General features: G+C 73.4%; 22 protein-coding genes and 1 pseudogene. 9 read left to right on the forward strand and 14 right to left on the reverse strand.

All coding sequences use genetic code 11. The features are described from left to right. Window positions 1–19 precede the first annotated feature (19 nt). Window positions 20–811 carry a hypothetical protein gene (locus HN013_RS27025; RefSeq protein ID WP_171170718.1) on the forward strand — a complete coding sequence of 264 codons (792 nt, stop codon included), beginning with the start codon at window positions 20–22 and terminating at the stop codon, window positions 809–811. A 230-nt stretch (window positions 812–1,041) separates the two neighbouring features. Continuing rightward, window positions 1,042–1,614 (forward strand): class I SAM-dependent methyltransferase, encoded by a 573-nt coding sequence (locus HN013_RS27030; protein ID WP_171170720.1) that lies wholly within the window; start codon window positions 1,042–1,044, stop codon window positions 1,612–1,614. A 40-nt stretch (window positions 1,615–1,654) separates the two neighbouring features. Here the strand turns inward: HN013_RS27030 and HN013_RS27035 are convergent, their stop codons facing one another. Beyond that, window positions 1,655–2,107, reverse strand: coding sequence for a hypothetical protein (locus HN013_RS27035; protein WP_171170722.1), 453 nt, complete (start codon window positions 2,105–2,107; stop codon window positions 1,655–1,657). A gap of 192 nt (window positions 2,108–2,299) precedes the next feature. Between HN013_RS27035 and HN013_RS33325 the strand changes: the two are divergent. Further along, window positions 2,300–2,488, forward strand: a pseudogene (locus tag HN013_RS33325) (AraC family transcriptional regulator); the annotation flags it as partial. Window positions 2,489–2,703: 215 nt separating this feature from the next. Next, window positions 2,704–3,057 (forward strand): hypothetical protein, encoded by a 354-nt coding sequence (locus tag HN013_RS27040; RefSeq protein ID WP_171170724.1) that lies wholly within the window; start codon window positions 2,704–2,706, stop codon window positions 3,055–3,057. Between the two features lie 98 nt (window positions 3,058–3,155). On the opposite strand, the gene HN013_RS27045 is transcribed toward HN013_RS27040, so the two are convergent. Together HN013_RS27045 and HN013_RS27050 are read right to left on the reverse strand one after the other, a co-directional pair. Further along, entirely contained in the window at window positions 3,156–3,809 is a 654-nt protein-coding gene (locus HN013_RS27045; protein ID WP_171170726.1) for a TetR/AcrR family transcriptional regulator, read from the reverse strand. Between the two features lie 59 nt (window positions 3,810–3,868). After that, window positions 3,869–4,297 carry a 4-oxalocrotonate tautomerase family protein gene (locus HN013_RS27050; protein WP_171170728.1) on the reverse strand — a complete coding sequence of 143 codons (429 nt, stop codon included), beginning with the start codon at window positions 4,295–4,297 and terminating at the stop codon, window positions 3,869–3,871. A gap of 139 nt (window positions 4,298–4,436) precedes the next feature. Here HN013_RS27050 and HN013_RS27055 point away from each other — a divergent pair, with 139 nt between their 5' ends. Then, complete coding sequence (locus HN013_RS27055; RefSeq protein WP_171170730.1) at window positions 4,437–5,318, forward strand: LysR substrate-binding domain-containing protein; 882 nt, start codon at window positions 4,437–4,439, stop codon at window positions 5,316–5,318. A gap of 38 nt (window positions 5,319–5,356) precedes the next feature. Here HN013_RS27055 and HN013_RS27060 read toward each other — a convergent pair whose 3' ends face one another. From HN013_RS27060 to HN013_RS27100, 9 genes are all read right to left on the reverse strand, one after another. Next, window positions 5,357–6,151: an Fpg/Nei family DNA glycosylase gene (locus HN013_RS27060; RefSeq protein ID WP_171170732.1), complete on the reverse strand. Its 795-nt coding sequence runs from the start codon at window positions 6,149–6,151 to the stop codon at window positions 5,357–5,359. Between the two features lie 27 nt (window positions 6,152–6,178). Next, window positions 6,179–6,433 (reverse strand): hypothetical protein, encoded by a 255-nt coding sequence (locus tag HN013_RS27065; RefSeq protein WP_171170734.1) that lies wholly within the window; start codon window positions 6,431–6,433, stop codon window positions 6,179–6,181. 76 nt (window positions 6,434–6,509) lie between these two features. Next, window positions 6,510–7,355: an RNA polymerase sigma factor SigJ gene (gene sigJ, locus HN013_RS27070; protein WP_312018724.1), complete on the reverse strand. Its 846-nt coding sequence runs from the start codon at window positions 7,353–7,355 to the stop codon at window positions 6,510–6,512. Next, a complete protein-coding gene (locus HN013_RS27075; RefSeq protein WP_171170738.1) occupies window positions 7,352–7,747 on the reverse strand; it encodes a hypothetical protein in 396 nt (131 codons plus the stop codon). Before HN013_RS27075 ends, sigJ begins: the two co-directional genes overlap by 4 nt. 124 nt (window positions 7,748–7,871) lie before the next feature. Continuing rightward, window positions 7,872–9,320 carry an MFS transporter gene (locus tag HN013_RS27080; protein ID WP_312018725.1) on the reverse strand — a complete coding sequence of 483 codons (1,449 nt, stop codon included), beginning with the start codon at window positions 9,318–9,320 and terminating at the stop codon, window positions 7,872–7,874. A gap of 352 nt (window positions 9,321–9,672) precedes the next feature. Further along, window positions 9,673–9,906, reverse strand: coding sequence for a hypothetical protein (locus HN013_RS27085; RefSeq protein WP_171170742.1), 234 nt, complete (start codon window positions 9,904–9,906; stop codon window positions 9,673–9,675). Between the two features lie 107 nt (window positions 9,907–10,013). Continuing rightward, window positions 10,014–10,238: a 50S ribosomal protein L28 gene (gene rpmB, locus HN013_RS27090; RefSeq protein WP_171170743.1), complete on the reverse strand. Its 225-nt coding sequence runs from the start codon at window positions 10,236–10,238 to the stop codon at window positions 10,014–10,016. Between the two features lie 238 nt (window positions 10,239–10,476). Continuing rightward, window positions 10,477–11,082 carry a response regulator gene (locus HN013_RS27095; protein WP_171170745.1) on the reverse strand — a complete coding sequence of 202 codons (606 nt, stop codon included), beginning with the start codon at window positions 11,080–11,082 and terminating at the stop codon, window positions 10,477–10,479. Window positions 11,083–11,227: 145 nt separating this feature from the next. Continuing rightward, window positions 11,228–12,682 (reverse strand): MFS transporter, encoded by a 1,455-nt coding sequence (locus tag HN013_RS27100; RefSeq protein WP_212764867.1) that lies wholly within the window; start codon window positions 12,680–12,682, stop codon window positions 11,228–11,230. Between the two features lie 644 nt (window positions 12,683–13,326). Between HN013_RS27100 and HN013_RS27105 the strand changes: the two genes are divergently transcribed. Continuing rightward, a complete protein-coding gene (locus HN013_RS27105; RefSeq protein ID WP_171170747.1) occupies window positions 13,327–14,313 on the forward strand; it encodes an Acg family FMN-binding oxidoreductase in 987 nt (328 codons plus the stop codon). 11 nt (window positions 14,314–14,324) lie between these two features. On the opposite strand, the gene HN013_RS27110 is transcribed toward HN013_RS27105, so the two are convergent. Then, the gene (locus tag HN013_RS27110) at window positions 14,325–15,119 is read right to left on the reverse strand and encodes a maleylpyruvate isomerase family mycothiol-dependent enzyme (protein WP_171170749.1); all 795 of its coding nucleotides are present in this window, start codon (window positions 15,117–15,119) and stop codon (window positions 14,325–14,327) included. Between HN013_RS27110 and HN013_RS27115 the strand changes: the two genes are divergently transcribed. Then, window positions 15,118–17,517 carry an NACHT domain-containing protein gene (locus tag HN013_RS27115; RefSeq protein WP_171170751.1) on the forward strand — a complete coding sequence of 800 codons (2,400 nt, stop codon included), beginning with the start codon at window positions 15,118–15,120 and terminating at the stop codon, window positions 17,515–17,517. The two genes, HN013_RS27110 and HN013_RS27115, sit on opposite strands and share 2 nt — an antisense overlap. Here HN013_RS27115 and HN013_RS27120 read toward each other — a convergent pair. Further along, entirely contained in the window at window positions 17,507–19,843 is a 2,337-nt protein-coding gene (locus HN013_RS27120) for an Orn/Lys/Arg decarboxylase N-terminal domain-containing protein (protein WP_171170753.1), read from the reverse strand. The two genes, HN013_RS27115 and HN013_RS27120, sit on opposite strands and share 11 nt — an antisense overlap. 247 nt (window positions 19,844–20,090) lie before the next feature. Between HN013_RS27120 and HN013_RS33770 the strand changes: the two genes are divergently transcribed. Beyond that, window positions 20,091–20,633, forward strand: coding sequence for a TetR/AcrR family transcriptional regulator (locus HN013_RS33770; protein ID WP_283247711.1), 543 nt, complete (start codon window positions 20,091–20,093; stop codon window positions 20,631–20,633). A 103-nt stretch (window positions 20,634–20,736) separates the two neighbouring features. Continuing rightward, window positions 20,737–22,221: an MFS transporter gene (locus HN013_RS27130; protein WP_312018726.1), complete on the forward strand. Its 1,485-nt coding sequence runs from the start codon at window positions 20,737–20,739 to the stop codon at window positions 22,219–22,221. Window positions 22,222–22,236: the final 15 nt, after the last annotated feature.

Consider the following 22,236-nt stretch of genomic DNA (forward strand, 5'->3'; position numbering starts at 1 on the left):
GTTCCCCACCATGTACCGAATGCACCGAAGACTCTTACGCGGCGTGGTGTGCGCCCTGCTGGCGCTCGTGCCCGTGCTCGCGGGCGGTGTCGTCGCGGCCCCGGCGGCCCGGGCGCTCAGCCAGGCGTGCGGGGCGGACGCCCAGGCCCTGGGCCGGGCCGACCGGCCGGTCGCGGGGACCCTGGTGTCGGCCGTGCGCGCCGACGGCAGGACCGAGCAGTTCCAGCAGTTCTACGACGACTCGTCGACGGGCGGGCTGCCCTTCGTCTGGCACCGGTCGCAGAACGTGCCGGGCGGCGCGTACGGCACCTGGGAACGGGTCGGCGCGACCCCCGTCGGCCCCAAGCTGTACCAGGTGAGCGCGGTCGAGAACGCCACCGGCGGGCTGGAGGTCGTCTTCTCCTCCTACGGCGGCTTCTGCCACTCGGTGCTGCGCGCCCCGGGCGGCGCGTGGAGCACGCCGGAGGACTTCGGGCTGGCGCCGCCCCCGTACCACGGCGGCGTCACGCTGTTCAGGGAGCGCGACGGGCGGCTGCACGCCTTCGCCGCGGGCCGGACCCAGTACTCCGCCATGGACGTGCGCAGCCAGTACGCCGCCACCGACGAGCACTGGGCCGGTGTCCGGGGCACGGGTCCCATGCCGGAGAGCGGCGTCGGGCTGAGCCGGCCGACCGTCACCCAACTCCCCGACGGCCGGCTGCACCTCGTCGCCCGGGAGTGGAACCGCGACCGCTACTGGCGGACCACCGAGCGGGAGCGGTTCCTGACCTGGGAGCCGTGGCGGTTGTGCGCCGACAGCGGCTGCTCCTGACCGCGGCCGGATCGCGCGCCGCCCGCTGAGGGCGGGTTCCGGCCGAACTCCCCGCCCTCCGCATGCCCCGCGGACCCGGCGGCACCCTCCGGCGGCCGGGACGATGCGGTGGAACACGGGTCGAAGCGGACACCCGTCGTACGGCCCCCGGGCCGGTGCCGTGGCGGATACGGGCCGGGGGGCTCCGCCGCCCCGTAGGCGGCGCCCCCGACCCGTCCTAGCCTCGGCGTATGGCGATGAACCGCTACCACCGCTTCTACTGCCGTTCGCGGCGATGGGCCCGGATCGTCGAGGACCAGCTGCTGCCCTGGGCGCTGAACGGTGTGCTGCTCGGTTCCGACGCCCTGGAGATCGGCCCCGGCTACGGCGCGACGACGCGCGTCCTGCTGCGCCGGGTCGCCCGGCTGACGGTCGCCGAGGTCGACCCGGCCGCCGCCGAGGGGCTGCGGCGCCGATTCGCCGGCCGGGCCGAGGTCCTGCACGCGGACGGCACCGAACTACCGCTGCCCAGCGGGCGGTTCGACGCGGTCACGTGTTTCACGATGCTCCATCACGTGCCCTCGCCCGAACGGCAGGACCGGCTCTTCGCGGAGGCCCGCCGTGTGCTGCGGCCGGGCGGGGTCTTCGTCGGCTGCGACACCCTGGACGGCTTCGTCTTCCGCCTCGTCCACCGGGGCGACACCTGCGTGCCCGTGCCACCGGGAACGCTGGCGGCCCGGCTCAGGGCGGCGGGGTTCGACGAGGCCCAGGTCAGCGCGGGCAAGGGAAGTTTCCGTTTCCGCGCCTTCCCGGGCGGTGCGTGAGCCGGACCGCCCGGCGGGGGCGGCGCACAGCCGTCAGACGTCACTTCACCTTGTATTCACAGGGCTTGTTGCTCTTGCCGCCCTGGTTGTCCGCGACCTTCTTCCCGTCGACCGTGATGGTGCACGGCGCTGCGTACAGCATGCCGTCGTCGCCCTGCGTCGACCCGGGCGCCAGCGTCACCAGCACACCGGCCTCGCGCTCGGCGCCCACGGGCGTGATGGTCGCGGTCTTCTTCCAGGGCAGGGTCACCCGCGCGGCGCCGTTGCTGTCGAGGTTGTAGTAGATCTGCGTCGTCCCCTTGCCCTGTATCTCCAGGGTCACCTGGTGCGGCTTTCCCTTCGGCAGGTCCGACTTCGGCTTGTCCCACGCGCGGGGCTTGCCGGTGCTGCCGGCCTTCTGCTGTCCCTCGGCGGTGTCCTTGTCGTCGCTGCCGCACCCTGCCAACAGGGCGACGGTCGCCACCATGACAACGGCCATGACTGTCTTGCGCATGTTTCCTCTTCCGACGGCGAGGGTGACGGGCGCGGCCGCCCTTGAACCGACCGTCGATCATACGGTTCACCTGGACGGCTGCCGCTCCCGGGGTCGGAACGCGGCCGGACACGGGCCCGGCACGATGGGACCCTGCCGCACCGACGGCCTGTCCCGGAGTGTCGGAGCGCGGCGCGCGCCACGTCCCCGCGCGCCCATGAGCGCCTGGAAACCACCGACGACACCGTCGCCGCCATCTCCACGGCCACCGGCATGAGCACCGCCCCCACTCTGCGCCGTCACTTCCACCGGACGGTGGGCCTCCCACCGGACGTCTGCCGGCGCACGTTCCGCCCGGACCCGCCGGCCCGCCGGCGCCCCGCCCGGGCCGGCCGGGGCTGACGGCATCCCCGTGGCGGAGGGTGCGCACGGCCGGGCCGCCGCGAGCGCGCCCGCCTTCCGGGTGGTGCGCCCGGCCCGGCCCTCCCTCCTCACGCCGCGTGGGGTTCACGCCCGCCCGCGCGGGGCGTCCCCGCGCCCGGGCTCCCGCACGCCTGTTCCGGGGACACCGTTCCGCGCCCACTATCGGGGCAGATACCGAACAGAGAGGGAACCTCATGAAACCGAGGACGTTCCGCCTCGCGCCGGTGGTGGCGGCGGTCACCGCGGGGTTGCTGCTGGCAGGCTCGGCGGGGACGGCCGTCGCGGCTCCGTCGGAGGAGTCCCCCAGCCCGGCCGGCTCAGCGTCCGGCTCCGCGTCCGGTCCCGCGACCGGCAGCACCCCGGGCGAGTCCGGCCAGGACGACCAGGAGAGCCGGCCGCCGCAGCACGCGAAGAAGCGCGGCCCCTACCAGAGCGAGCGCGAATGCCGTCAGGCCGGGGAGAAGGGCGTCCGTGACGGCAAGTGGCAGCACTACCGCTGCGAGCGCGACTCCTACCACCACAACTGGTGGTGGCTCTACACCTGGTGAGGACGGGCGGGGGCCCGGGCCCCGCGCCGGGGCCTGTTGGCCGGCACCTCCTCGCGCGGGCGAGGCGATGGTGTCGGCCGACGCCGGCCCCGACCGTCTCAGGCGGCGTCGGGGCGGACGCCCTCGCGGAGCCCGTCCCGCAGCAGTGAGAAGGCGCGGTCGGCGTCGCCGACCGCCTCGGGGTGGACGTCGTCGGCCGTCCGGCCGGCGACGATGCGCTCCCAGTTGGCCAGGGCGAGGATGCGCTCGGTGGCGACGACCTGTCCGGCCAGCAACCGGGCCGTCACCTCCGGCCGTTCCGTCTCCAGCGTGTCGCGGAGCGCCTGGGCCAGTGCCTCCTCGGAGCGGGCCATGTACTCGCCCACCCTGGCCACCAGGGCCGGCGTCGACCGGACGAGGCCGTGGAAGGCCAGGACGTCCGCGTTGTCGCACAGGCCGGTGATGGGATCACGGGCGTCCAGTCCGTCGACGAACTTCCGGTGCAGGGCGTCCAGGGCGGACGTTCCGGGCTCCCGTTCGCGCACGGTCGTGGCCGCCTCCGTCTCATGGTCGGCGAACCGGTGGACGACCAGGTCCTCCTTGGTCGGGAAGTACCGGAACAGCGTGGGCTTCGAGACCTCGGCCTCCGCCGCGACGTCCGCCACCGACACCTGGTCGAAGCCGTGCCGCAGGAACAGCCTGATCGCCGTTTCGGAGATCGCCGCCCGCGTCCGCTGCTTCTTGCGCTCCCGGAGTCCCATCGTTCCGCCCATGGCGTCACTCTAGCATATACGTTACCAAGGCATTCAAATGACTTAGTTGCTTCTTTGCCTCAGTTGCTGTCCACCAGGGTCCCGTCCGGGGCCGCGTGGGCCACGCGCCGGTAGTGGTCCAGCTGCGTGACCCCGTTGTACCCGTAGCTCTCGGGGTGCAGCTCGTACAGCGCGACTCCGGCGACGGGCGGCAGCACGCCCAGCGTCTCCCGCAGCAGTGCGTAGGTCTCGGTGATGAACCGCGCCTTCTCGTCGGCGCTGTTGGTGCCCGCGGTGATGCTCACCTCCACGTGTGCGCCGGTGGCTCCCGTGACCGGACGGCCGGCGACGAAGTAGTGGCCGGCCGGGACCGGGTCCACCTGGACCGTGGTGCGGGCGGCGGACTTTCCGAGGGCGGAGACGGCGAGGGCCGTGAGGCCTTCCGCGAGTGCGGACCGGCGGGCGGGGGACAGGGCCGGGCCGGAGACGGTGACGCGGATGTACGGCATGAGCGACGCCTTTCATGAGGGTGTGCGCTTCGGAAGGGGTGTGAACGATCACGACCTTTTCCGATCGGGGAAGATGGGTCCAACGCGGATCATCGATGGGCTCATGAGGGGGATTCATGACGCGGGGCGAGGGAGCACGGTGGCGCTGAACCTCCCGCAGTTGCGCGCGTTCGTCGCGGTCGTCGACGCCGGCGGCTTCGGTGCCGCCGCGGCGGACCTGGGGCTGAGCCAGTCGGCGGTGTCGCACGCCGTCGCCTCGCTGGAGCGGGCTCTCGCCGCTCCGCTGGTCGTCCGCTCGACTCCCGTACGCACCACGGCTTTCGGCGATGCGGTCCTGTCCCATGCCCGTGCGGCCCTCGCGGCGACGGACGCGATCTCCGACGCGGCGGCCCGGCACGAGGCGGCCACGGCCGGCACGGTGCGCCTCGCCGCCACCCCCACGGTCTGCCAAGGGCTGTTGCCCTCACTGCTGCGTCACTGGTCCGAGCGGCTTCCGGCCGTCCGCGTCCGTGTCTTCGAGGGCAGCAGCGAGGAGATCGACGCCTGGCTCGCGAGCGCCGCCGCGGACGCGGCCGTCGTCGTCGACCCTCCCGCCGGCGGCGGCGCGCTGCTGGCGACCGACCCCTTCCTCGCCCTGCTCCCGCGGGACCACCCGTTGGCGGAGGAGGAGACCATCCACGTCGGCGACCTGGCGGACGACCCGCTGCTCCTCTCGCCGAACGGCTGCGAGCGGCACGTCCGCGCCGTCCACCGGCTGGCGGGCGCGGAGTTCGCTCCCGCCCGTCGTGTACGGGGCCTGGGGACGCTCATCAGCATGGTCCAGGCCGGTCTCGGGGTCTCGGTCCTGCCGGAGGTCTCCCGTCCCCTGGTCCCGGACGACCTCGTCCTGGTGCGGCTCGCCCCGTGCCACAGCAGGCGTCTCGTGCTGTGCGGCCCGCGGGAACGCCCCTGGTCCCCGGCGGTGCGGGCCCTCGTCGACTCCGTGCCGAGGCTGCCGGCGGAGGTGACGGGCCCCGCCTGATGCCCCGGGCGCGGCGGCGGGTCAGGGGCGCCGGCGGGTCAGGAGCCGGGTTCCCCCTGGCAGCGCGGGCACCAGTACGTCGGCCGTTCCTGCCCCGGCCGCCCCTGGCCCGCCAGCCGCACCGCGCCGCCGCAGCGGCGGCAGGGGCGGCCGGCGCGGCCGTAGACCCAGAGGCGGCGGTCGGGGTGGCTGTCGGCGGTGGTGATCCGGGCGGCGCGGTCCTTGTTGACTTCGAGGAGCTTCTTGGCGAGGACCACGAGCCGGCCGGGCGAGGGCACCCGCCCTATGGGCAGCCACGGCGAGACGCGGAGCAGGAAGCAGAGCTCCGCCTTGTAGACGTTGCCGATCCCGGCCAGGTTGCGCTGGTCGAGCAGGGCTTCGCCGACCGGGCGGCCGGGGTCGGCGAGGAGGCGGCGCACGGCTTCGTCCGGGTTCCAGTCCGGGCCGAGGAGGTCGGGTCCGAGGTGGCCGACGACGGTGGACTCGTCGGCGGTGCGCAGCAGTTCCAGCACGGGGAGGCGGTAACCGACCGCCGTGTACCGGTCGTTGGCGAGGACGGCACGGATCTGGTGGTCGGGGCCGCCGCGCCGGCGCTCGCCGGCGGCGTGGACGCGCCACGAGCCCTCCATGCCGAGGTGCGAGTGGAGGGTGAGGCCGCCCTCCACCCGGACGAGCAGGTGCTTGCCCCGGGAGACGGCGCCGTCGACGCGCCTGCCGCCGAGGTCGGTCGTCGCCAGGGCCGGGACGCGCAGATCGCAACGGGTCAGCACGGTTCCGGCCAGGGCGTGCCGGAGGCGCTGCGCGGTCCGCCAGACGGTGTCCCCCTCGGGCATGCGGCGCCTCCAGCGGCGTACGGTCCCTCAGAGCCGGGACAGCGGCGTCTCCACGGACACCTGGCCCGTCACCTCTCCGGGCACGTTGTCCTGTACCCAGGATGCGGCCCGGCCCGCCATGGTGTCACCGGTGGCGGCGAGGTGGGAGAGCCGTTCGGTGACCCCGTGGGCGGCGGGCCGGGTGCCCTCGGCGGCGTGTGCAGTGGCGGACGCGGTGGCGACGCCGCCGGAGGCGAGGAGGATCGACCCGACGGCGAGGCGTGTCACGATGCGGCGATTCATACGGTGGTTCATGCCGTGCCAACGAGCCTCGGGGGACATACGACACGTATGCCGCCGGGCGGACATTCCCGTCGGTTCAGCCGATGTGGCGCAGCTTGTCCGGGTTGAGGACGGCGAAGAGCCCGTGGATCAGGCCGTCCCGCACATCGGCCATGAGGACCTGCTCCACGTCGCGCGCGATCAGCCGGAACGCGGGCTCGCCGTTGATCTCGACGAGCCGGTGCTCGGTGATCTCGTACTTGCTCGCCAGGCCCAGCACGAAGGTTGCCACCCGCTCGCGGCCCAGGACGGGCCGCAGGGCGGCGCTGACCTTTCCGCCTCCGTCGCTCCAGGCCGTCACATCGGCGCTGAGCAGGCCCTTCAGCCCCGCCATGTCCCCGTAGGCGGCCGCTTCGAGGAAGCGGGCGAGCAGCCGTTCGTGTTCGTCGCGCGAGGGGCGCGGCCGGGCCCGGGAGGCGGCGAGGTGGCCGACGGCCCGGCGGTGGATCTGCCGGCAGGTCGTGGCTGAGGAGCCGACCACCTCGGCGATCTGCTCGTACGGCATCTCGAAGGCGTCGCGCAGGACGAACACCGCGCGCTCCGGCGGGGTGAGCCGTTCCATCATGTGGAGGGTGGCGTACGCGAGGGTGTCGCGCAGCTCCGCCGTGTCCAGCGGTCCGGCCGCGTCCGTGGCGACGGGCTCCGGCAGCCACTCCCCCCGGTACGCCTCCCGGGTCACGCGCGCGGAGCGCAGCTGGTCCAGGGCGAGGCGGGAGACGACGGTGGCGAGGAAGGCGCGCGGGTCGCGCACCGTCTCCGGGTCGGTGCGGGCCCAGCGCAGGTACGCCTCCTGGACGACGTCCTCGGCGTCCCACATGCTGCCGAGCATCCGGTAGGCGATTCCCAGCAGCAGGGGCCGCAGCCCCTCGAACACGTCGCTCACTTCTCCCCCAGCTCTTCCGCGAAGCCGTCCCGCCATGTGGTGTGACGGGGGCGCCAGTTCAGTGCGAGCCGGGCACGCGCGTCGTCGGCGCCGCGCAGCCGGGTCGTGAAGGCGACGCCCCACGCGCCCGCGACGAGCCCGGCCACGGCGGCCGGGATCCGTCCCGGCCACGGTGCGCCCAGGATATCCGCCAGTTCCGGGAGCCATGAGGCGACCTGGGCGGATTCGTCGTCCACGACGTTGAGGGCGCCCGCGAAGGGCCGGGCCGGGGCCGCGACGACGGCGGTCGCGGCGTCGTGGGTGTGGGTGAAGGAGAAGGTGGTCGTGAGGGCGAAGTCGCGGTCCGCGCGCTGCGGCCGGATCCGCGCCGGGATGGCGGTCAGCAGGTGCACGACGGCGTCCGGCCGGGTCTCGCACAGGGCCGCGGCCGTCGCCGCCCGGTCCAGCGCGAGGCGAAGGGTGAGGAGAAGGGAGCCGGGGCCCGCCCGGTGAGGGCGGGCCCCGGTGGTGGGTGGGTCAGATGGCGGCCTTGACCGGCTTGGGGAGCCGGAACATCAGCGCCCACGTCACCGCGAGGGCGGCGATGACGTACCACACGCTGCCCGCGAAGGCGTGCGTCACGGTGGCGCCGTGGCTGCCCGCGGGGGCGTGGTTGAAGAACACCACCGACGCCGTCGCGATACCGAGTGCGGTGCCGAGCTGCATGGCGGTGTTGAACAGTCCCGCCGCGGACCCGGCGTCCTCGTGGCCGACCTGGCTGAGGGTGAGACCGGCGAGACCCGCGCCGACCATGCCGAACCCGGCGCCGACGAGGATCATCGGAGCGACAGCGGCCGCGAACGGCGTCTCGGTCTGCTGGGCGGAGACCAGCAGTTGGTAGCCCGCCAGCGTGAGAGCGATCAGCACGGCCCCGGCCTGCGGCACCCGCCGCATGTGGCGTCCTGCCCACTTGGAGGCCAGCATGGCGCCGGCCATGCCGCCGACGGAGATGGCGGCGGACGCCGGAGCGAACTGCCCTGCCGTAAGGCCGAGGCCGGACTGCATGAACAGTACCCACGTCAGCAGGAAGACACCGGAGACCAGCCCGAAGACCAGCTGGGCGGCGAGGCCGGCAGCGAACGCCTTGCTCTTGAAGAGAGACAGCGCCACCAGCGCGGAGCCGTCCATGGCGGTCTTGGCGCGCTGCTGGGCCACGAACACGGCCAGCACGACCACGCCTGCGGCGATCATGAGGACGCTCCAGGCGGGCCAGTGCCGCTCCCCGCCCACGGTGAGCGGGTAGGCGATCAGCAGCAGGCCCGCGGCGGAGAGCAGCATGCCCAGGGGGTCCAGGCGCCTCGCCTGCTGCTCGCGGGACTCCGGGATGAACCGGAGGGCGAAGAGCACGGTGGCCAGGCCGATCGGCAGGTTGATCAGGAAGATCGTCCGCCAGCCCAGACCGGCGATGTCGGCGGCTGTCAGGGCCGCGCCCAGGACCGGACCGAGGACGCCGCCGAGCGACATGATCATGCCGTACATGCCGAACGCCTTGGCCTGGGACTCGCCCTTGAAGGTGACCGCGATGGTGGCCATGACCTGCGGCACCATGACCGCCGCTCCGGCACCCTGCAGGGCCCGGGCGGTGACCAGGAAGTCCGGGCCGGTCGCGATCCCGCACAGCAGTGACGCCACGGTGAACAGGGCGGTACCGGTGATGAAGACCCGCTTGCGGCCGAAGAGGTCCCCCAGGCGCCCGCCCGTGATCAGGGCGAGGGCGAAGGTGAGGGTGTAGGCGGCGGGGATCCACTGCACCGCGGCGCTGGAGGCGCCGGTGTCCGCCTGGATGGAGGGCAGTGCGGTGTGGACGATGGAACCGTCGAGCGCGTTCATCAGCTCGGCGATCAGCACCACGATCAGGGTGATCGTGGCAGCACGGGCGGCCCCGGTGGGGCGTGGGCGGCCGGTGGTACGGGTGTCGGTTGACACGAGGGAATTCCTGTTCGCGTACAGAAGGAATGGGGGACGGGGGCAGGCCTGGGCATGCCCCCGCTCGCCGTTCAGTGCGACAGGGGGGAAGCAGGGGGCGACGAAACGAACCCAGGCCATCAGGGAGCACCGCCGTCGAGGCATGCGTCAGAAGTCCGCCATCGCGGACAACCGGAAGAGCGCCTCGGAACGAGCGGCTGCTTACTTGGCCTGGGAGATAGGTCATCACCTCGAAACGGCGTCGGGCCCCGGAAAGGGGCACCGACGGAACTACAACCACCACAGGCTAAAAGGGCCACAGGCGTCCATGCAAGGGAATATTTCCGCTCGGGCCGGAGGCGGCCGGTGGATATCAGTCCTCGGTCACCGCGGGCCGCAGACGGCTGAGCAAGCGCTGACTGTGGTGGCCGTAGTCCGGGTCATTGAGGGCTGCCGGGATGAAATCGGTGTGCACCAGACGGCGGTTCAGGCGAACTTCGAGGCAACCGACGCAAAGGACGTTGTCCTCGGCGGCACCAGCGCATTGCCACACACCGTCGAGTACGGTGTACCACTCGTCAGGGCCGTCGACGGGTGCGGTCGGCAATCCGCAATCGTCACAGGGGAATTCGTTCCTCTTCGGAGGGCGCCGGGCGCCAGGCACCGCAGCGCGGATACGGCTGAAGAGCCTGGACGCCGGTTTCTCCCGCATGCTTACGCGGAGACGCGGCGGTCCACCTTGCCCGCCTTGATGCAAGAGGTGCACACGTTCATACGGAGGGGCGTTCCGTCCTTGACGGCCCTGACCGACTGAATGTTCGGGTTGAAACGGCGGCTTGACCGTCCCCGGACGTGCCGGCTCTGGGCGCGGGACCCGGAGCGGGCCACGCGTTTCCCGAAACCGGGCTGCTTGCTGCATACATCGCACCGGCTGGACATCATGTCTCCTTCTCGTTCGGACCATGGAGGCAGCGGCTCACGCGAGAGCCGCGCCGGATTCGGATTCTTCCAAGATCACGACGGTCTTCCGAACCGGTTCCGTATCCCGATTTTCTTGCTGTCAACGCGCTGACCAGCGAATATAGGGAATCAAGCGGGAGGTCGTGGTGGGGTCGCGGAGGTGAAGCGCACGGTTTCCCGTGCAGATTGCACTTGGGGGCGTGGTGGCGAAGATCGGTCAGATCCAGCCGCGGGCGGAGGCGGTGCGTATCGCCTCGATACGGTTGCGTGCCGCGACTTTGCGGTTGATGGCGGCCAGGTTGTTGCGGACCGTTCCGGGTGAGAGATGCAGGACTTCGGCGATCTCCTGGGGCGTGTGGCCGTGCGCGGCCAGGCGCAGAAGTTCCCTGTCGCGATCGCTGAGCGGGTTGTCGGGGGCGTGCAGGGCGTGAGTGACGAGCCGTGGATCCAGGACGCGCTCACCGCGTGCGACCTTGCGGACGGAGTCGGTCAGTTCTTTGACCGATACGCCTTTGCTCATGCACCCTTCCACCCCCACCTCCAGGGCGGTTCTCAGGGCGCCGGCGCGTTCCGGAGTGGTCAGGATGACGATGCGGCAGGGGGGCAGAGCGGCTTTGAGCTGCTTCGCGGCCGAGATTCCGTCCAGGCCGGGGAGGTCGGCGTCGAGCAGCGCCACGGTCGGGCGGGTCCGCAGGGCCTGCGGCACGACCTCGTCGCCTCGTGGCACCTGTGCGACCACGTGCATTCCGGGTTCGGACGCGAGCACGACAGACAGCGCTTCGCGCGTCAGGCGCAGCCCATCGGCGATCAACACTCGGATCATGGGGGGCGGTTGTTCCTCGTTGACGGACGTGTCGGCAGATGGGGGCAGCGGCCCGGACCGGTTGTCGCAGACCCTGCCGTCCGGGCGGCTGCCCCGGGGTACACCCGGGGCCCGGACGTTGCCGACCGGGCTCCCGGGGCTGGTTCTAGCCCGTGGCGTGGCGCTTGGGCAGCAGGAGCATGAGGGCCCACATCGCCAGCAGGGCGGCGATGACGTACCAGAGGGATCCGGTGAACGCGGCGGTGACGGTGGTGCCGTGGCTGCCGGCCGGGGAGTGGGCGAAGAACACCACGGCGGTCGAGGCCGTGCCGAGAGCGATGCCGAGCTGGGTCGAGGTGTTGAAGAGCCCGGACGCGGAGCCGGCGTGATCGTGGTCGACCTGGCGCAGCGTCATGTCGGCCAGTGCCGCTCCGATCATGCCGAGGCCGAGGCCGGCCGGCAGCATGGGCAGAAGCGTCAGCACCGGGGACAGGGCGGTGTTCTGTTCTGTGATCAGCCACGCGTAACCGCCCAGGGTGGCGGCGGCCAGCAGTGCGCCGGCCCGGGGAGCGCGCCCTCCGTACCGGCCGGCCAGGCTCATCGCCAGCCAGGCGCCGGCCATCTCACCCACCGACGCCGCCACAAAGCCTGTCGCCGCCTGGCGGGGGGAGAGCCCGAGCCCGTCCTGCGTGAACACGGCCCACGTCAGGAAGAACACCCCGGACAGCAGGCCGAAGACGAGCTGCGCGGACAGGCCCGCGGCGAACGCCCTGCTCTTGAACAACTCCGGGACGACCAGGGGATCGCGGCCTCGTGCGGCCCTGGCCCTCTGCTGGACCACGAAGACGGCCAAGGTCAGCAATCCTCCGGCCATCATGAGGAAGCTCCAAGCGGGCCACTGGTGTGCGCCGCCGACGGTGAGCGGGTAGGTGATCAGCAGCAGGCCCAGGGCGGCCAGGATCATGCCCGTGAGGTCCAGGCGCCGGGCGGCGAGGTCGCGGGATTCGGGCAGGTACCGCAGGCCGAGAAGCACAGTCGCCAGGCCTATGGGCACATTGATCAGGAAGATCGGGCGCCATCCGAGGCCGAAGACATCGGCGCAGGTGAGCACGCCGCCCAGGACCGGTCCTGCGACGCTGCCCAGCGACATGACGGTGCCGTAGAGGCTGAACGCCTTGGCACGGGAGCCCTCGTCGAAGGTCACGTGCAAGGTGGCCAGGACCTGAGGAATCATGACCGCCGCGGCGCTGCCCTGGATGAAGCGGGCGGCGATCAGCAGGGCGGGGGTACCGGCCAGGCCGCAGAGCAGCGACGCCGCGGTGAAGACGCCGGTTCCCAGGAGGAAGAGCCGCTTGCGGCCGTGGAGATCGCCGAGCCGGCCGCCGGTCATCAGTCCCAGAGCGAAGGTCAGCGCGTAGGCGGCGTAGATCCACTGCACCGCGGCGCCCGAGGCGTCGGTGTCGTGCTGAATGGAGGGCAGGGCCGTGTAGACGACGGAGCCGTCGAGGGCGTTCATCAGCTCGGCGACCAGGACGACGACCAGCATGACGGTGCGACCGCTGCCGGGACGGTTGTCGGCGGGGGCGGAGCGGGACGGGAGGGTTTTGGTGTCAGCGGACACGACGCGGTTCCTGTTCTGGCGGACAGAAAGGGGAAAAGGGGGCAGGCCAGGCATGCCCGTCCCGCTTACTGCGCGACAGGAAGATTCGGGTGCGGCAACGCCCAGGCCGAAGGGCAGACCGCTGCTGGGAGACGACCGCGCGCTGCTGCACAGAGCAGGGGGTCAAGCCTCATGGCGAGCGGTTCTCAGGCCTGGGAGATAGGTCATCACCTCGTGACATTCATGAACGGAGCGGACAGCTCCACGAACGGCCTCAGGCTACGTTCCCGATCGCAGGGTGAGCAATCGAGTATTCGCCCCCAGGCTCCCGCCCCGGGCCGCGTCATGGCCCCCCGCAGTCCGGTGGAGACTCTCGCCACGAGACTCCCACCAGGGAAATCCGCATACGCGCAGCGATTTCAGAAGCCGTGTACGGCCCGAACTACGCTACGGCCATGGGGACGCCCCCCCGGATGCGGTCGTGCTGACCGCACGCCCACGTCGTGCAGTCGGCACGAGCACTGCTGCGGGCTTCTGGCAAGGGCCGGATTCCCGCCTGCCGGGGCCGCTCGGACCATGGCACGCCGCCCTCCGCGCGGCGCACCGTGGACGGCGGGACGCGGCCGGTCCGGCCGGTCGCGGAGACGCGGAGGGGGCTGAGGGCGATGGGCGCAACGGGGATCGGCGCGACCGACCTGGAGACGCTGCTGGCGGCGGCGGTGGCGGCGCCCTCGCTGCACAACTCGCAGCCCTGGGAGTTCCGTCCGGTCGCGGGCTCGTCCCTGCTGGAGGTGCGCGCGGCGGCGGGCCGGTCGCTGCCGGTCGCCGACCCGTCCGGGCGGGCGCGGCTGCTCTCCGTCGGCGCGGCCCTGTTCAACCTCCGGGTGGCGGCGGCGCATCTGGGCCGGCAGCCGCGGGTGCGGCTGCTGCCGGACGACCGCGACCCCGGTCTGCTGGCCGTCGTGGACGTGTCCGGTTTCCCGCCCGACCGGTCCCGGCACCCGGACCTGTACGAGGCCGTCGCCCGGCGCCGGACGAGCCGCATGCCGTTCACGGGCCGTCCGGTCCCCACCGGGGTCGTGACGGAGCTGGCGGCGGCCGTGCTGACCGAGGGCGCCCGGCTGTACCTGCCCGGCGTCGTCGCCACCCGGCGGATGCTCGCCCTGACGGCCGAGGCGGAGCGGCGCAACCGCCGGGACTCCGCGCGGGTCCGGGAGAGCCGTGCCTGGGTCCTCGCCTCCGGGTCCGGCCCCTACGGCATCCCGGCCGCCGCGCTGGGACCGCTGGACGCGACGGGCCGGATGCCGATGCGCGACTTCACCGGTGCGGGCCGTGCGCGCCGCGCTCCGGCGGTGCCGTTCGAGCGCCACGCGCAGCTCGCCCTCGTATGCACCGGCCGCGACCGGCCGCTGGACCGGCTGCGGGCCGGACAGGCCCTGGAGCGGGCGCTGTTGCTGGCCACGGCACGGGGGGTCCGGACGTGTCCGCTGCACCAGGCGCTGGAGTGGCCGGACCTGCGGCACGCCCTGCTCCGGGACGAACCCGGTTGGCCCCAGTTCCTGTTCCGCTTCGGTTACGGCGCGCAGGGCGCGCCGACACCCCGCGCCGCCGTCACGCCGGGCGCGGTGGCGGCCGCCGTGCCGCTCGGGTGAGGCGCGCGGCGTCAGACTGCCGGGACCAGGGCGGACCAGCGGTCCAGAACGGCCGGGTCGCCCCGGACGTCCAACTGGTCGGCGGGTGTCCGGCGCCAGAGGAAGAGCGTCAGGTCCGAGGCGGTACCGGCGAGTTCGACGTCGCAGGGGCCGGGGTCCGTCCCGTACCGGACGTCGTCGCCGTCGAAGCGGACGGTCCAGTGGCCCTCGCCGTCGGTCCGCCGGAAGCCGAACCGTTCGCCGGCGCCGGGCGCCATCCGTTCGCGGGTCCGCCAGGCGGGGATCACCGTGCCGAGGAACCGGCCGACGCCGTCCGCCGCGAACTCGGCGTCGAACGGCCGCGGGGCGCCGGTCGCGCTCTCGGCGTCCCAGCGGTGCACGGCGACTTCGACGGTCTGTGCCCACAGCCAGAAGCCGGTGGTCCGGTCCGTCGTCCAGGTCCACACGGGGTCATCCGGGTCCCGCTCCGCGAAGAGGGACGCCAGCGCGCGGGCGCCGTCCGCGAACCAGTCCACGAGGCTCGCAGGGACCGGTCCGGTGGTGGGCGGACGGGCCGGATCGGGCCAGCCGTCGCGGTCGGCGGGCAGCCGGAGGAACGCCGGGTCCGTGGTGTCGGGTGATTCCTGGAGCCGCTCCCGGACGATGCGGTTCACGAACCGGTGCACCCAGCCCAGGTGTCCGGTCAGGTCGGTGACCGTCCACCCGGGGCAGGACGGGACCGGCGGGGCGTTGTCGGCACGGGCCGCGCGGCGGACGGCCTCCTCGAACGCCCGGGCCTCGTGGCGGAACTGAGCGAGAAGATCCATGCTCCGACCCTATCCGCGGTGGATCCGCCCGGGAACGGGCCGGGTCGCGGTGACTCCCGCCCGCGCCGGTCGTTCCTCCGGTGTGCGGTGGCGATGGACGACGACATGGGCGCTGTGCGCGACGGTCGCCTGCGGTCTGGTGACGGTGTGGGCGCTGCGCGGCCCGGAACGGGCGTCGGACGTGGCGTCGATACTGGGCGGCGCGGTGGGCTTGTTCGGGGTGCTGGCGGTCTGGGTGTGGCGGGTCGAGGGGCGCCGGGGGCGGTCGAGCGGCACGCAGGTGGACGAGGCCGGGGAGGCGCTGGCGCGGACGGTGCGCCGGCAGTGGGAGGACGAGGCGGTCCTGCGGCAGTTGTACGACCCGGCGCCGCTGCCGGTCGTGTGGGCGGACAGCTCCCTTCCCGACGTCGGTGACCACCGCCCGCTGACGGGCGGTCCGGTCGTCTGCCGGGCGGACGACCCGGACGGCCTGGCCGCGGCCTTCGGCGGGCTGGCCCGCCGCCGTCTGGTGGTGCTGGGGCCGGCCGGTTCGGGCAAGACGACGTTCGCGGTGCTGCTGGTCCTCGCCCTGCTGCGCACCCGGGCGCCCGGAGATCCCGTACCGGTGCTGTGTTCCCTGACCTCGTTCGACCCCGCGCGGGAGGGCGCGCCGGAGTGGCTGCGCCGCCGGATCACCGCCGACCACCCGGCCCTCGCGGACGCCGACACCTACGGCACCGGCGCCGTCGACGACCTGCTCGCCGGGCGCCGGCTGATTCCCGTCCTCGACGGCCTCGACGAACTGCCCGCCCCCGGCCGGGCCGCCGTGCTGGCCGCGCTCAACGACACCCTGCCCGCCGACGCGCCGCTCGTGCTGACCTGCCGTACGGCCGACTACCGGCGGGCGGTGGCCGAGGGCGGGGTGCTCACCGGCGCCGCCGTCGTGGAGCCCGCGCCGGTCCGGGCCGACGACGCGCTCGCCCTGCTGCGGCTGGCCACCCGCCCGCCGTCCCGGCAGTGCCGCTGGGACATCCTCGCCGCGCACCTGGCCGAGCGGCCGGGGAGTCCGGTGGCGGAGGCCCTGGCGAGTCCGTTGATGGTGGCACTGGCGCGGGCCATCTACGCGGACGGGGACGCGGACCCGGGCGAACTCGCCGACACACGGCGCTTTCCGGCGGCCGAGGCCGTCGAACACCACCTGCTGGACGCCCTCGTACCGGCCCTCTACGGACGCGCCCGGCGGCAGGACCCGTCCCGGCGCCGGGACGCGGACCTGGCCCGGCACCACCTCGGCCGGATCGCGGCGGGTCTGCGGGAGCAGGACACGAGGGACTTCGCGTGGTGGCAGCTGTACCGGTGGCTGCCGTCCCTCGCCCGGCCGGGCCGGCGGGCGGTGGTCTGGTGGCTGGTCACCTGTGCCTTCGTGGTGCCGGCGGCGGCCGTCCCGCCGGTCGCCCGGGGCGGGTTGCCCTGGTGGTACGTGCCGCTCGCGGTGCTGAAGGCCGCCGTCGTGGTGCCGATGATCGCGCTGGCTCCGCGGGTGGCCGCGAGCGGGTGGGCCGGGCGCAGGCCGGGCACCGCGGCCGCGGTGGTCGCGGTCGCCGGCGGGGTGGGCGTCGTTCCGGCCGTCGGCCTGGTCTACGGCGGGTCGCCGACGCCCGCGCAGTTTCTGGCGGGCGCCGCGTTCTACGGGTTCAGCCTGTGGCTGGTGGTGCTGGGCGCGGGCCTGCCGGTGCCGCCGCGGATGCCGAGCAGGGGCCGGCCGACGCTGCGGCACTGGCGCCGGCGCCTGCCGCGCGCGCTCGCCGTCGTGGCCGGTGTGACGGCCGTCCACGCCCTGGTCTTCGCCGGTTACGTCAACCCGGGGGGACGGAAGTCCTGGTCGGAACTGCTGCTTCCGGGGGCCTTGTTGGGCACGGTCCTCGGAGTGGCCCTGGCGACACTGGCCTGGGTGCGGCACCCGGCGACCGCGGACGATCCGGTCTCGGTCGCCTCCTCCGTACGGGCGGACCGCGTCCTCTCCCTGATCACCGCCGCGGCCTGTACCGTCGCCTTCCTCCTGCCGGACTCGAGCGCGCGGGCGTGGATCTGGTTCTCGGGCACGTGGGGCGACGTCCTGCTGCTGACCGTCCTCGGCCTGCTGGACGGCGGTCTCGTCGGCCTCGTCCTCTCGCTCGCCGCCCACGCCTGGTCGCACTACACCCTGGCCCGTCTCGTGCTCGCCGCGCGGGGTGAACTGCCCTGGCGGCTCCGGGCGTTCCTCGCGGACGCGCACCGGCTCGGGGTGCTGCGGCAGGTCGGGGCCGTGTACCAGTTCCGCCACGCCCGGCTCCAGGACCGGCTCGCGGACGGCGTCCGGTTCCCCGGCCCGCGGCCGCGCCCGGAGCCGGACCGTCCGGGCTCGCGGACTACCCGCTGACCTCGCGGTCGGCGCGGACGCAGGCGATGCCGTAGTCGCCGGTCTCCTCGTCGACGGTGACGCCGTGGGTCTCGCTGCGGAAGCCGGGGAAGGCGCGGTCGAAGGACTCCAGCGCGCGCAGATAGCGCAGCAGCGGCCCGTCGGGGGCGCCGACCGACTCGCCGGGCATCAGGACGGGGATGCCGGGCGGGGTGACGGTGACCATGGCCGCGGCGACCCGTCCCGCGGCGTCGGCGAGCCGGAGCCGTTCCGTGCCGCCGCGGATCAGCTGCTGGTAGCACCACTGCGGGGGTGCGACCGGCTCGGGGAGTTCCTGGAAGGCGGTGTCCAGCAGTGTGACGAGGTCGGTGTCGCGCAGGTGCTCGTGCATGGACCGGCAGAGTCCGGAGAGCGTCGTCCCGGCGTAGCGGCGCGGGTATTGGGCGAGGAGGCCGGGGAGGACGCGGTCGAGCGGGGCGTCGGCGTCGTGGAGGGCCTTGAAGTCCATCAGGGCGTCGAGCAGGGTTCCCCATTTGCCCTTCGTGATGCCCATGGAGAAGAGGACGAGGGTGGTGTAGCTGTCGGTCTTCTCGACGACGATGTCGCGGGTGGCGAGGTAGGCCGTCAGGATGCGGGCGGGGATGCCCGTCGCGGCCCAGCCGCCGGTGGCGTCGACGCCCGGGCAGGTCAGGGTCACCTTGACCGGGTCCAGCAGGCAGTCGCCCGCGCCGAGGCCGCGGAAGCCGTGCCAGGCGGCGCCGGGCTCCAGTTCCCAGCAGGACGGGCGGGTGCGCAGCAGGTCGGGCGGGGCGTCGGCGAAGTCGTACCGTTCGCCGGTGTCGGGGTCGGTGACGGTGTCGGGCTGCCAGACGCCGAAGAACCAGCCGGGCCGGTCGCCCTCCGCCGCGATGCGCCGTCCGGTGCGGACGACGGCCTGCCGGAAGCGGACGGCCTCGGTGATCCCCTCGTCGATCAGCCACCGGCCCTGGGGGCCGTCCATCATGCCGGCGGCCACGTCGAGGGAGGCGATGGCCGGGTAGAGGGGCGAGGTGGTGCCGTGCATCATGAACGCCTCGTTGAAGAGCTCGTGTTCCACGGGGGCCCGGGGCGCCTCCTTGATGTGGACCATCGCGCTCTGCGAGAGGGCTGCCAGGAGTTTGTGGGTGGACTGGGTGGTGAAGACGGTGGGGCGTTCGGGGCCGGGGAAGGTGTCGGGGCCGACGGACATGCCGTAGCGGCCTGCGTAGAGGGGGTGGAAGCGGGCGTAGGCGAACCACGCCTCGTCGAAGTGGAGCCGGGGGGTGCTGGGCGCGAGCCGCCGCGCGACCCGGACGGCGTCGTAACAGAGGCCGTCGTAGGTGGAGTTTGTGATCACGGCGTACTCCGGCCGGGATCCGGCCGCCCCGGGGGTCAGCGGGTTACGGGCGATGCGGGCGGCCACCGCCTCCGCCTCGGTCTCGGCCGGGGGCAGCGGTCCGGCCAGTCCGTAGCCGTTGCGGGTGGGCACGAGGTAGACGGGGCGGGCGCCGGAGAGGACCAGCCCGTGCAGGACGGACTTGTGGCAGTTGCGGTCCACCAGGGCGATCTCGTCGCGGGCGACGCAGAAGTGCCCGACCATGCGGTCCGCCGTGGAGTTGCCGTGGAGGACGAAGTAGGTGCGGTCGGCGCCGAAGATCCGGGCGGCGTTGCGCTCGGCGTCGCCGATCGGCCCGGTGTGCTCGAAGAGGGAGCCGAGCTCCTCGACGGAAATGGAAAGGTCGCTGCGCAGCAGTTGTTCCCCGAAGTGGTCGAAGAAGGCGCGGCCCACCGGTGATTTGAGGAAGGCGACGCCACCGGCGTGTGCCGGTGTGTGCCAGGAGTACTCGTGCGCGTCGTCGAACCGCCGCAGGGCCTTGAAGAAGGGCGGGAGCACGGCCTCCCGGTAGGCGTGGGCGGCGCCGGAGATCCGTCCGGCGATGAACCCGGGGGTGTCCTCCAGCGGCCAGACGTAGCCGACGACGCTCTCCGAGACCCACAGTGGCAGCCGGTCGAGGTCGTCGTCGGCCTCGTCCGTCATGACGAGGAAGACGGGCAGGTCCTTGAAGCGCCGGCCGATGCGGCGGAGCACCGCCGCTCCCCCGGGCTCGTCGCCGGCGTGTTTGCCGGCCGCCAGGTCCCATGCCACGACGGCCGCGGCGAGGCCCGCCTCGGTACGCAGGACGGCGCGGGCGTCGCTCCCGGTCCTGGCCCAGCGCACCTCAAGACCCGAACCCTCCACCGCCGCGCGGATCCTGCGGAGCTGCTCGCCGTCCGCCCCCTGGCCCAGCGGGTCCTGATCGAGAGCGAACAGTACGGTGCCGACGGCCATCTCGGTCCCCCTCGCGCGTGGCACGCCCGGATCCCGATCGGATCATCGGGTCGCCTTCCGGTCAGTGTCGCGCGGGGGCGGGCGGTTCCGCCGTTCCCCGCCGTCAAACCACCCGTCGGTGGGGAGTCGCGGCGTTCCGGCCGCGCCGTCGGTACGGGCGGACCACAGGGCGGGTCGGTGCACGCCGGCTCGCGGCAGGTTCTCCGAAGAGAAACATTGACGGAGTGAGCACTCACTCCTACAGGCCATGACAGAGACGCCCTCCTCCCCCTCCCGGCGCCGCGCGCCCGCCATGCACCCCGATCAGCGCCGCGCGATGATCGTCGCCGCGGCCCTTCCCCTTGTCGTCGAGTACGGCGCCTCCGTGTCCACGGCGAAGATCGCCCGCGCCGCGGGCATCGGGGAGGGCACCGTCTTCCGCGCGTTCGCCGACAAGGACGCCCTGCTCGCGGCCTGCATGGCCGAGGCCGTGCGCCCCGACGACACCGTCGCCCATCTGGGGTCGATCACGCCGGACCAGCCGCTGGCGGCCCGGCTCACCGAGGCGGCCGAGGTGATGCGCGGCCACATGGCCCGTCTGGGCGCCGTCGCCGGAGCCCTGGCCGCGGCCGGACGGCTGGAACGCCCCGACCGGGCCCGGCCCGCCGGGGACGGCTCGCCGGGGACGGCCGGTCCCCGGACCGCGAAGCGGGGCTCGCCGCGCCACGGGCGGCCCTGGCCGCTCTGTTCGAGCCGGACCGGGAGGCTCTGCGGCTGGCCCCGGAACGGCTCGCGGACGCCTTCCAGCTGATGCTGATGTCCGCCGGACGCCCGGGCGCCCCCGACCCGCTGACCACCGAGGAGCTGGTGGACCTCTTCCTGCACGGCGCGCTCATCACGCCCGGGGCGGCCCGGTGAGCGCGCCCGATGCCTACGACACGCTCACCACCCGCCGTCGGAAGCTGATCACCTTCGCCCTGCTGGGCTGCACCTTCCTCGCCATGCTGGACGGCACCGTGGTCGGCACCGCCCTGCCGCGCATCGTCGAGCAGATCGGCGGTGGCGGCTCCTGGTACGTGTGGCTCGTCACCGCCTACCTGCTGACCTCCTCGGTGGGCGTGCCCGTCTACGGTCGCTTCTCCGACCTGTACGGCCGCCGCCGGCTGCTGCTGGGCGGACTCGCCGTGTTCCTGACCGGCTCGCTCGCCTGTGGTCTGGCCGGGTCCATGGAGGTGCTCGTCGCCTCGCGCGCGGTGCAGGGGCTGGGGGCCGGGGCCCTGCTCACCCTCGGCATGGCGCTGATCCGCGACCTCCACCCGCCCTCCCGTGCGGAGGGGCTGATCCGTATGCAGACGGTGCTGGCCACCATGATGGTGCTCGGCATGGTGGGCGGTCCGGTCGTCGGCGGCCTGCTGGCCGACCACGCCGGCTGGCGCTGGGCGTTCTGGCTCAACCTCCCCATCGGCCTGGCGGCCGCCGCCGTCCTCACCCTGGCGCTGCCCGACCGCCGGCCCGCCGTGGCACCGTCCGGCCGCCTCGACACCGCCGGAATCCTGTTGCTCGCCGGCGGTCTTTCGCTGGCCCTGACCGGCCTCAGCCTCAAGGGCACCACATCGTCCGGGCACTCCCCGTCGTGGTCGGATCCCGCCGTCGCCGGCTGCCTGCTGAGCGGCCTGGCTCTGCTGGCCCTGCTCGTCCCGGCGGAACGGCGCGCGGCCGTCCCGGTCCTGCCGCTGCGGCTGTTCCTCGACCGTACCTACGCCGCCCTGCTGACCGCCGGGTTCTTCTTCCAGGCCGCCGCGCTGCCCGTGGGAGTCTTCCTGCCGCTGTACTTCCAGTACGTCCGCGGCCACTCGGCCACCGTCTCCGGTCTTCTGCTCCTCCCCCTGCTGGCCGGTATGACGCTGGGCAACCGGCTCACCGCCACCGCCGTCCTGCGCAGCGGACACGCCAGACCCGCGCTCCTGACCGGCGCAGGTCTCCTCACCATCGGCACCGCCGCCTTCTTCACCCTGGGTGCCGCGACACCGCCGGCGCTGACGTCCATATGGCTGCTCATCGCCGGACTCGGCACCGGACCGGCCATGGGCGGCATCACCATCGCCACCCAGAACTGCGTCCCGCACGGCGACATGGGCACGGCGACCGCCGGCTCCGCCCTCACCAAGCAGATCGGCGGCGCGTTCGGCCTGGCGTGCGCCCAGTCCCTGATGGGCCACCACCCCATGACCGCGCCCACCGCCTCGGCGATCGGCTCGACCATCGCCTGGAGCGGAGCCGTCGGCGGGCTCCTCGCGCTCGGGGCACTCCTCCTGATGCGCGACATCTCCACCCCCCTGCCCGGAAGCGGGCCCACGCCCCGGGCCGCCGCCCCGGCGACCGACCGGTCCTCGGCATGACGGCACGGCGCGTGC

This window comes from Streptomyces sp. I05A-00742 (assembly GCF_013055795.1).
Classification (GTDB): Bacteria; Actinomycetota; Actinomycetes; order Streptomycetales; family Streptomycetaceae; genus Streptomyces.

Coding starts and splice junctions, on each gene's coding strand:
- HN013_RS27025 (WP_171170718.1), top strand. CDS start 20: ATGCACCGAAGACTCTTACGCGGCGTGGTGTGCGCCCTGCTGGCGCTC.
- HN013_RS27030 (WP_171170720.1), top strand. CDS start 1,042: ATGGCGATGAACCGCTACCACCGCTTCTACTGCCGTTCGCGGCGATGG.
- HN013_RS27035 (WP_171170722.1), bottom strand. CDS start 2,107: ATGCGCAAGACAGTCATGGCCGTTGTCATGGTGGCGACCGTCGCCCTG.
- HN013_RS27040 (WP_171170724.1), top strand. CDS start 2,704: ATGAAACCGAGGACGTTCCGCCTCGCGCCGGTGGTGGCGGCGGTCACC.
- HN013_RS27045 (WP_171170726.1), bottom strand. CDS start 3,809: ATGGGCGGAACGATGGGACTCCGGGAGCGCAAGAAGCAGCGGACGCGG.
- HN013_RS27050 (WP_171170728.1), bottom strand. CDS start 4,297: ATGCCGTACATCCGCGTCACCGTCTCCGGCCCGGCCCTGTCCCCCGCC.
- HN013_RS27060 (WP_171170732.1), bottom strand. CDS start 6,151: ATGCCCGAGGGGGACACCGTCTGGCGGACCGCGCAGCGCCTCCGGCAC.
- HN013_RS27065 (WP_171170734.1), bottom strand. CDS start 6,433: ATGAATCGCCGCATCGTGACACGCCTCGCCGTCGGGTCGATCCTCCTC.
- rpmB (WP_171170743.1), bottom strand. CDS start 10,238: ATGTCCAGCCGGTGCGATGTATGCAGCAAGCAGCCCGGTTTCGGGAAA.
- HN013_RS27095 (WP_171170745.1), bottom strand. CDS start 11,082: ATGATCCGAGTGTTGATCGCCGATGGGCTGCGCCTGACGCGCGAAGCG.
- HN013_RS27105 (WP_171170747.1), top strand. CDS start 13,327: ATGGGCGCAACGGGGATCGGCGCGACCGACCTGGAGACGCTGCTGGCG.
- HN013_RS27115 (WP_171170751.1), top strand. CDS start 15,118: ATGCTCCGACCCTATCCGCGGTGGATCCGCCCGGGAACGGGCCGGGTC.
- HN013_RS27110 (WP_171170749.1), bottom strand. CDS start 15,119: ATGGATCTTCTCGCTCAGTTCCGCCACGAGGCCCGGGCGTTCGAGGAG.
- HN013_RS27120 (WP_171170753.1), bottom strand. CDS start 19,843: ATGGCCGTCGGCACCGTACTGTTCGCTCTCGATCAGGACCCGCTGGGC.
- HN013_RS33770 (WP_283247711.1), top strand. CDS start 20,091: ATGACAGAGACGCCCTCCTCCCCCTCCCGGCGCCGCGCGCCCGCCATG.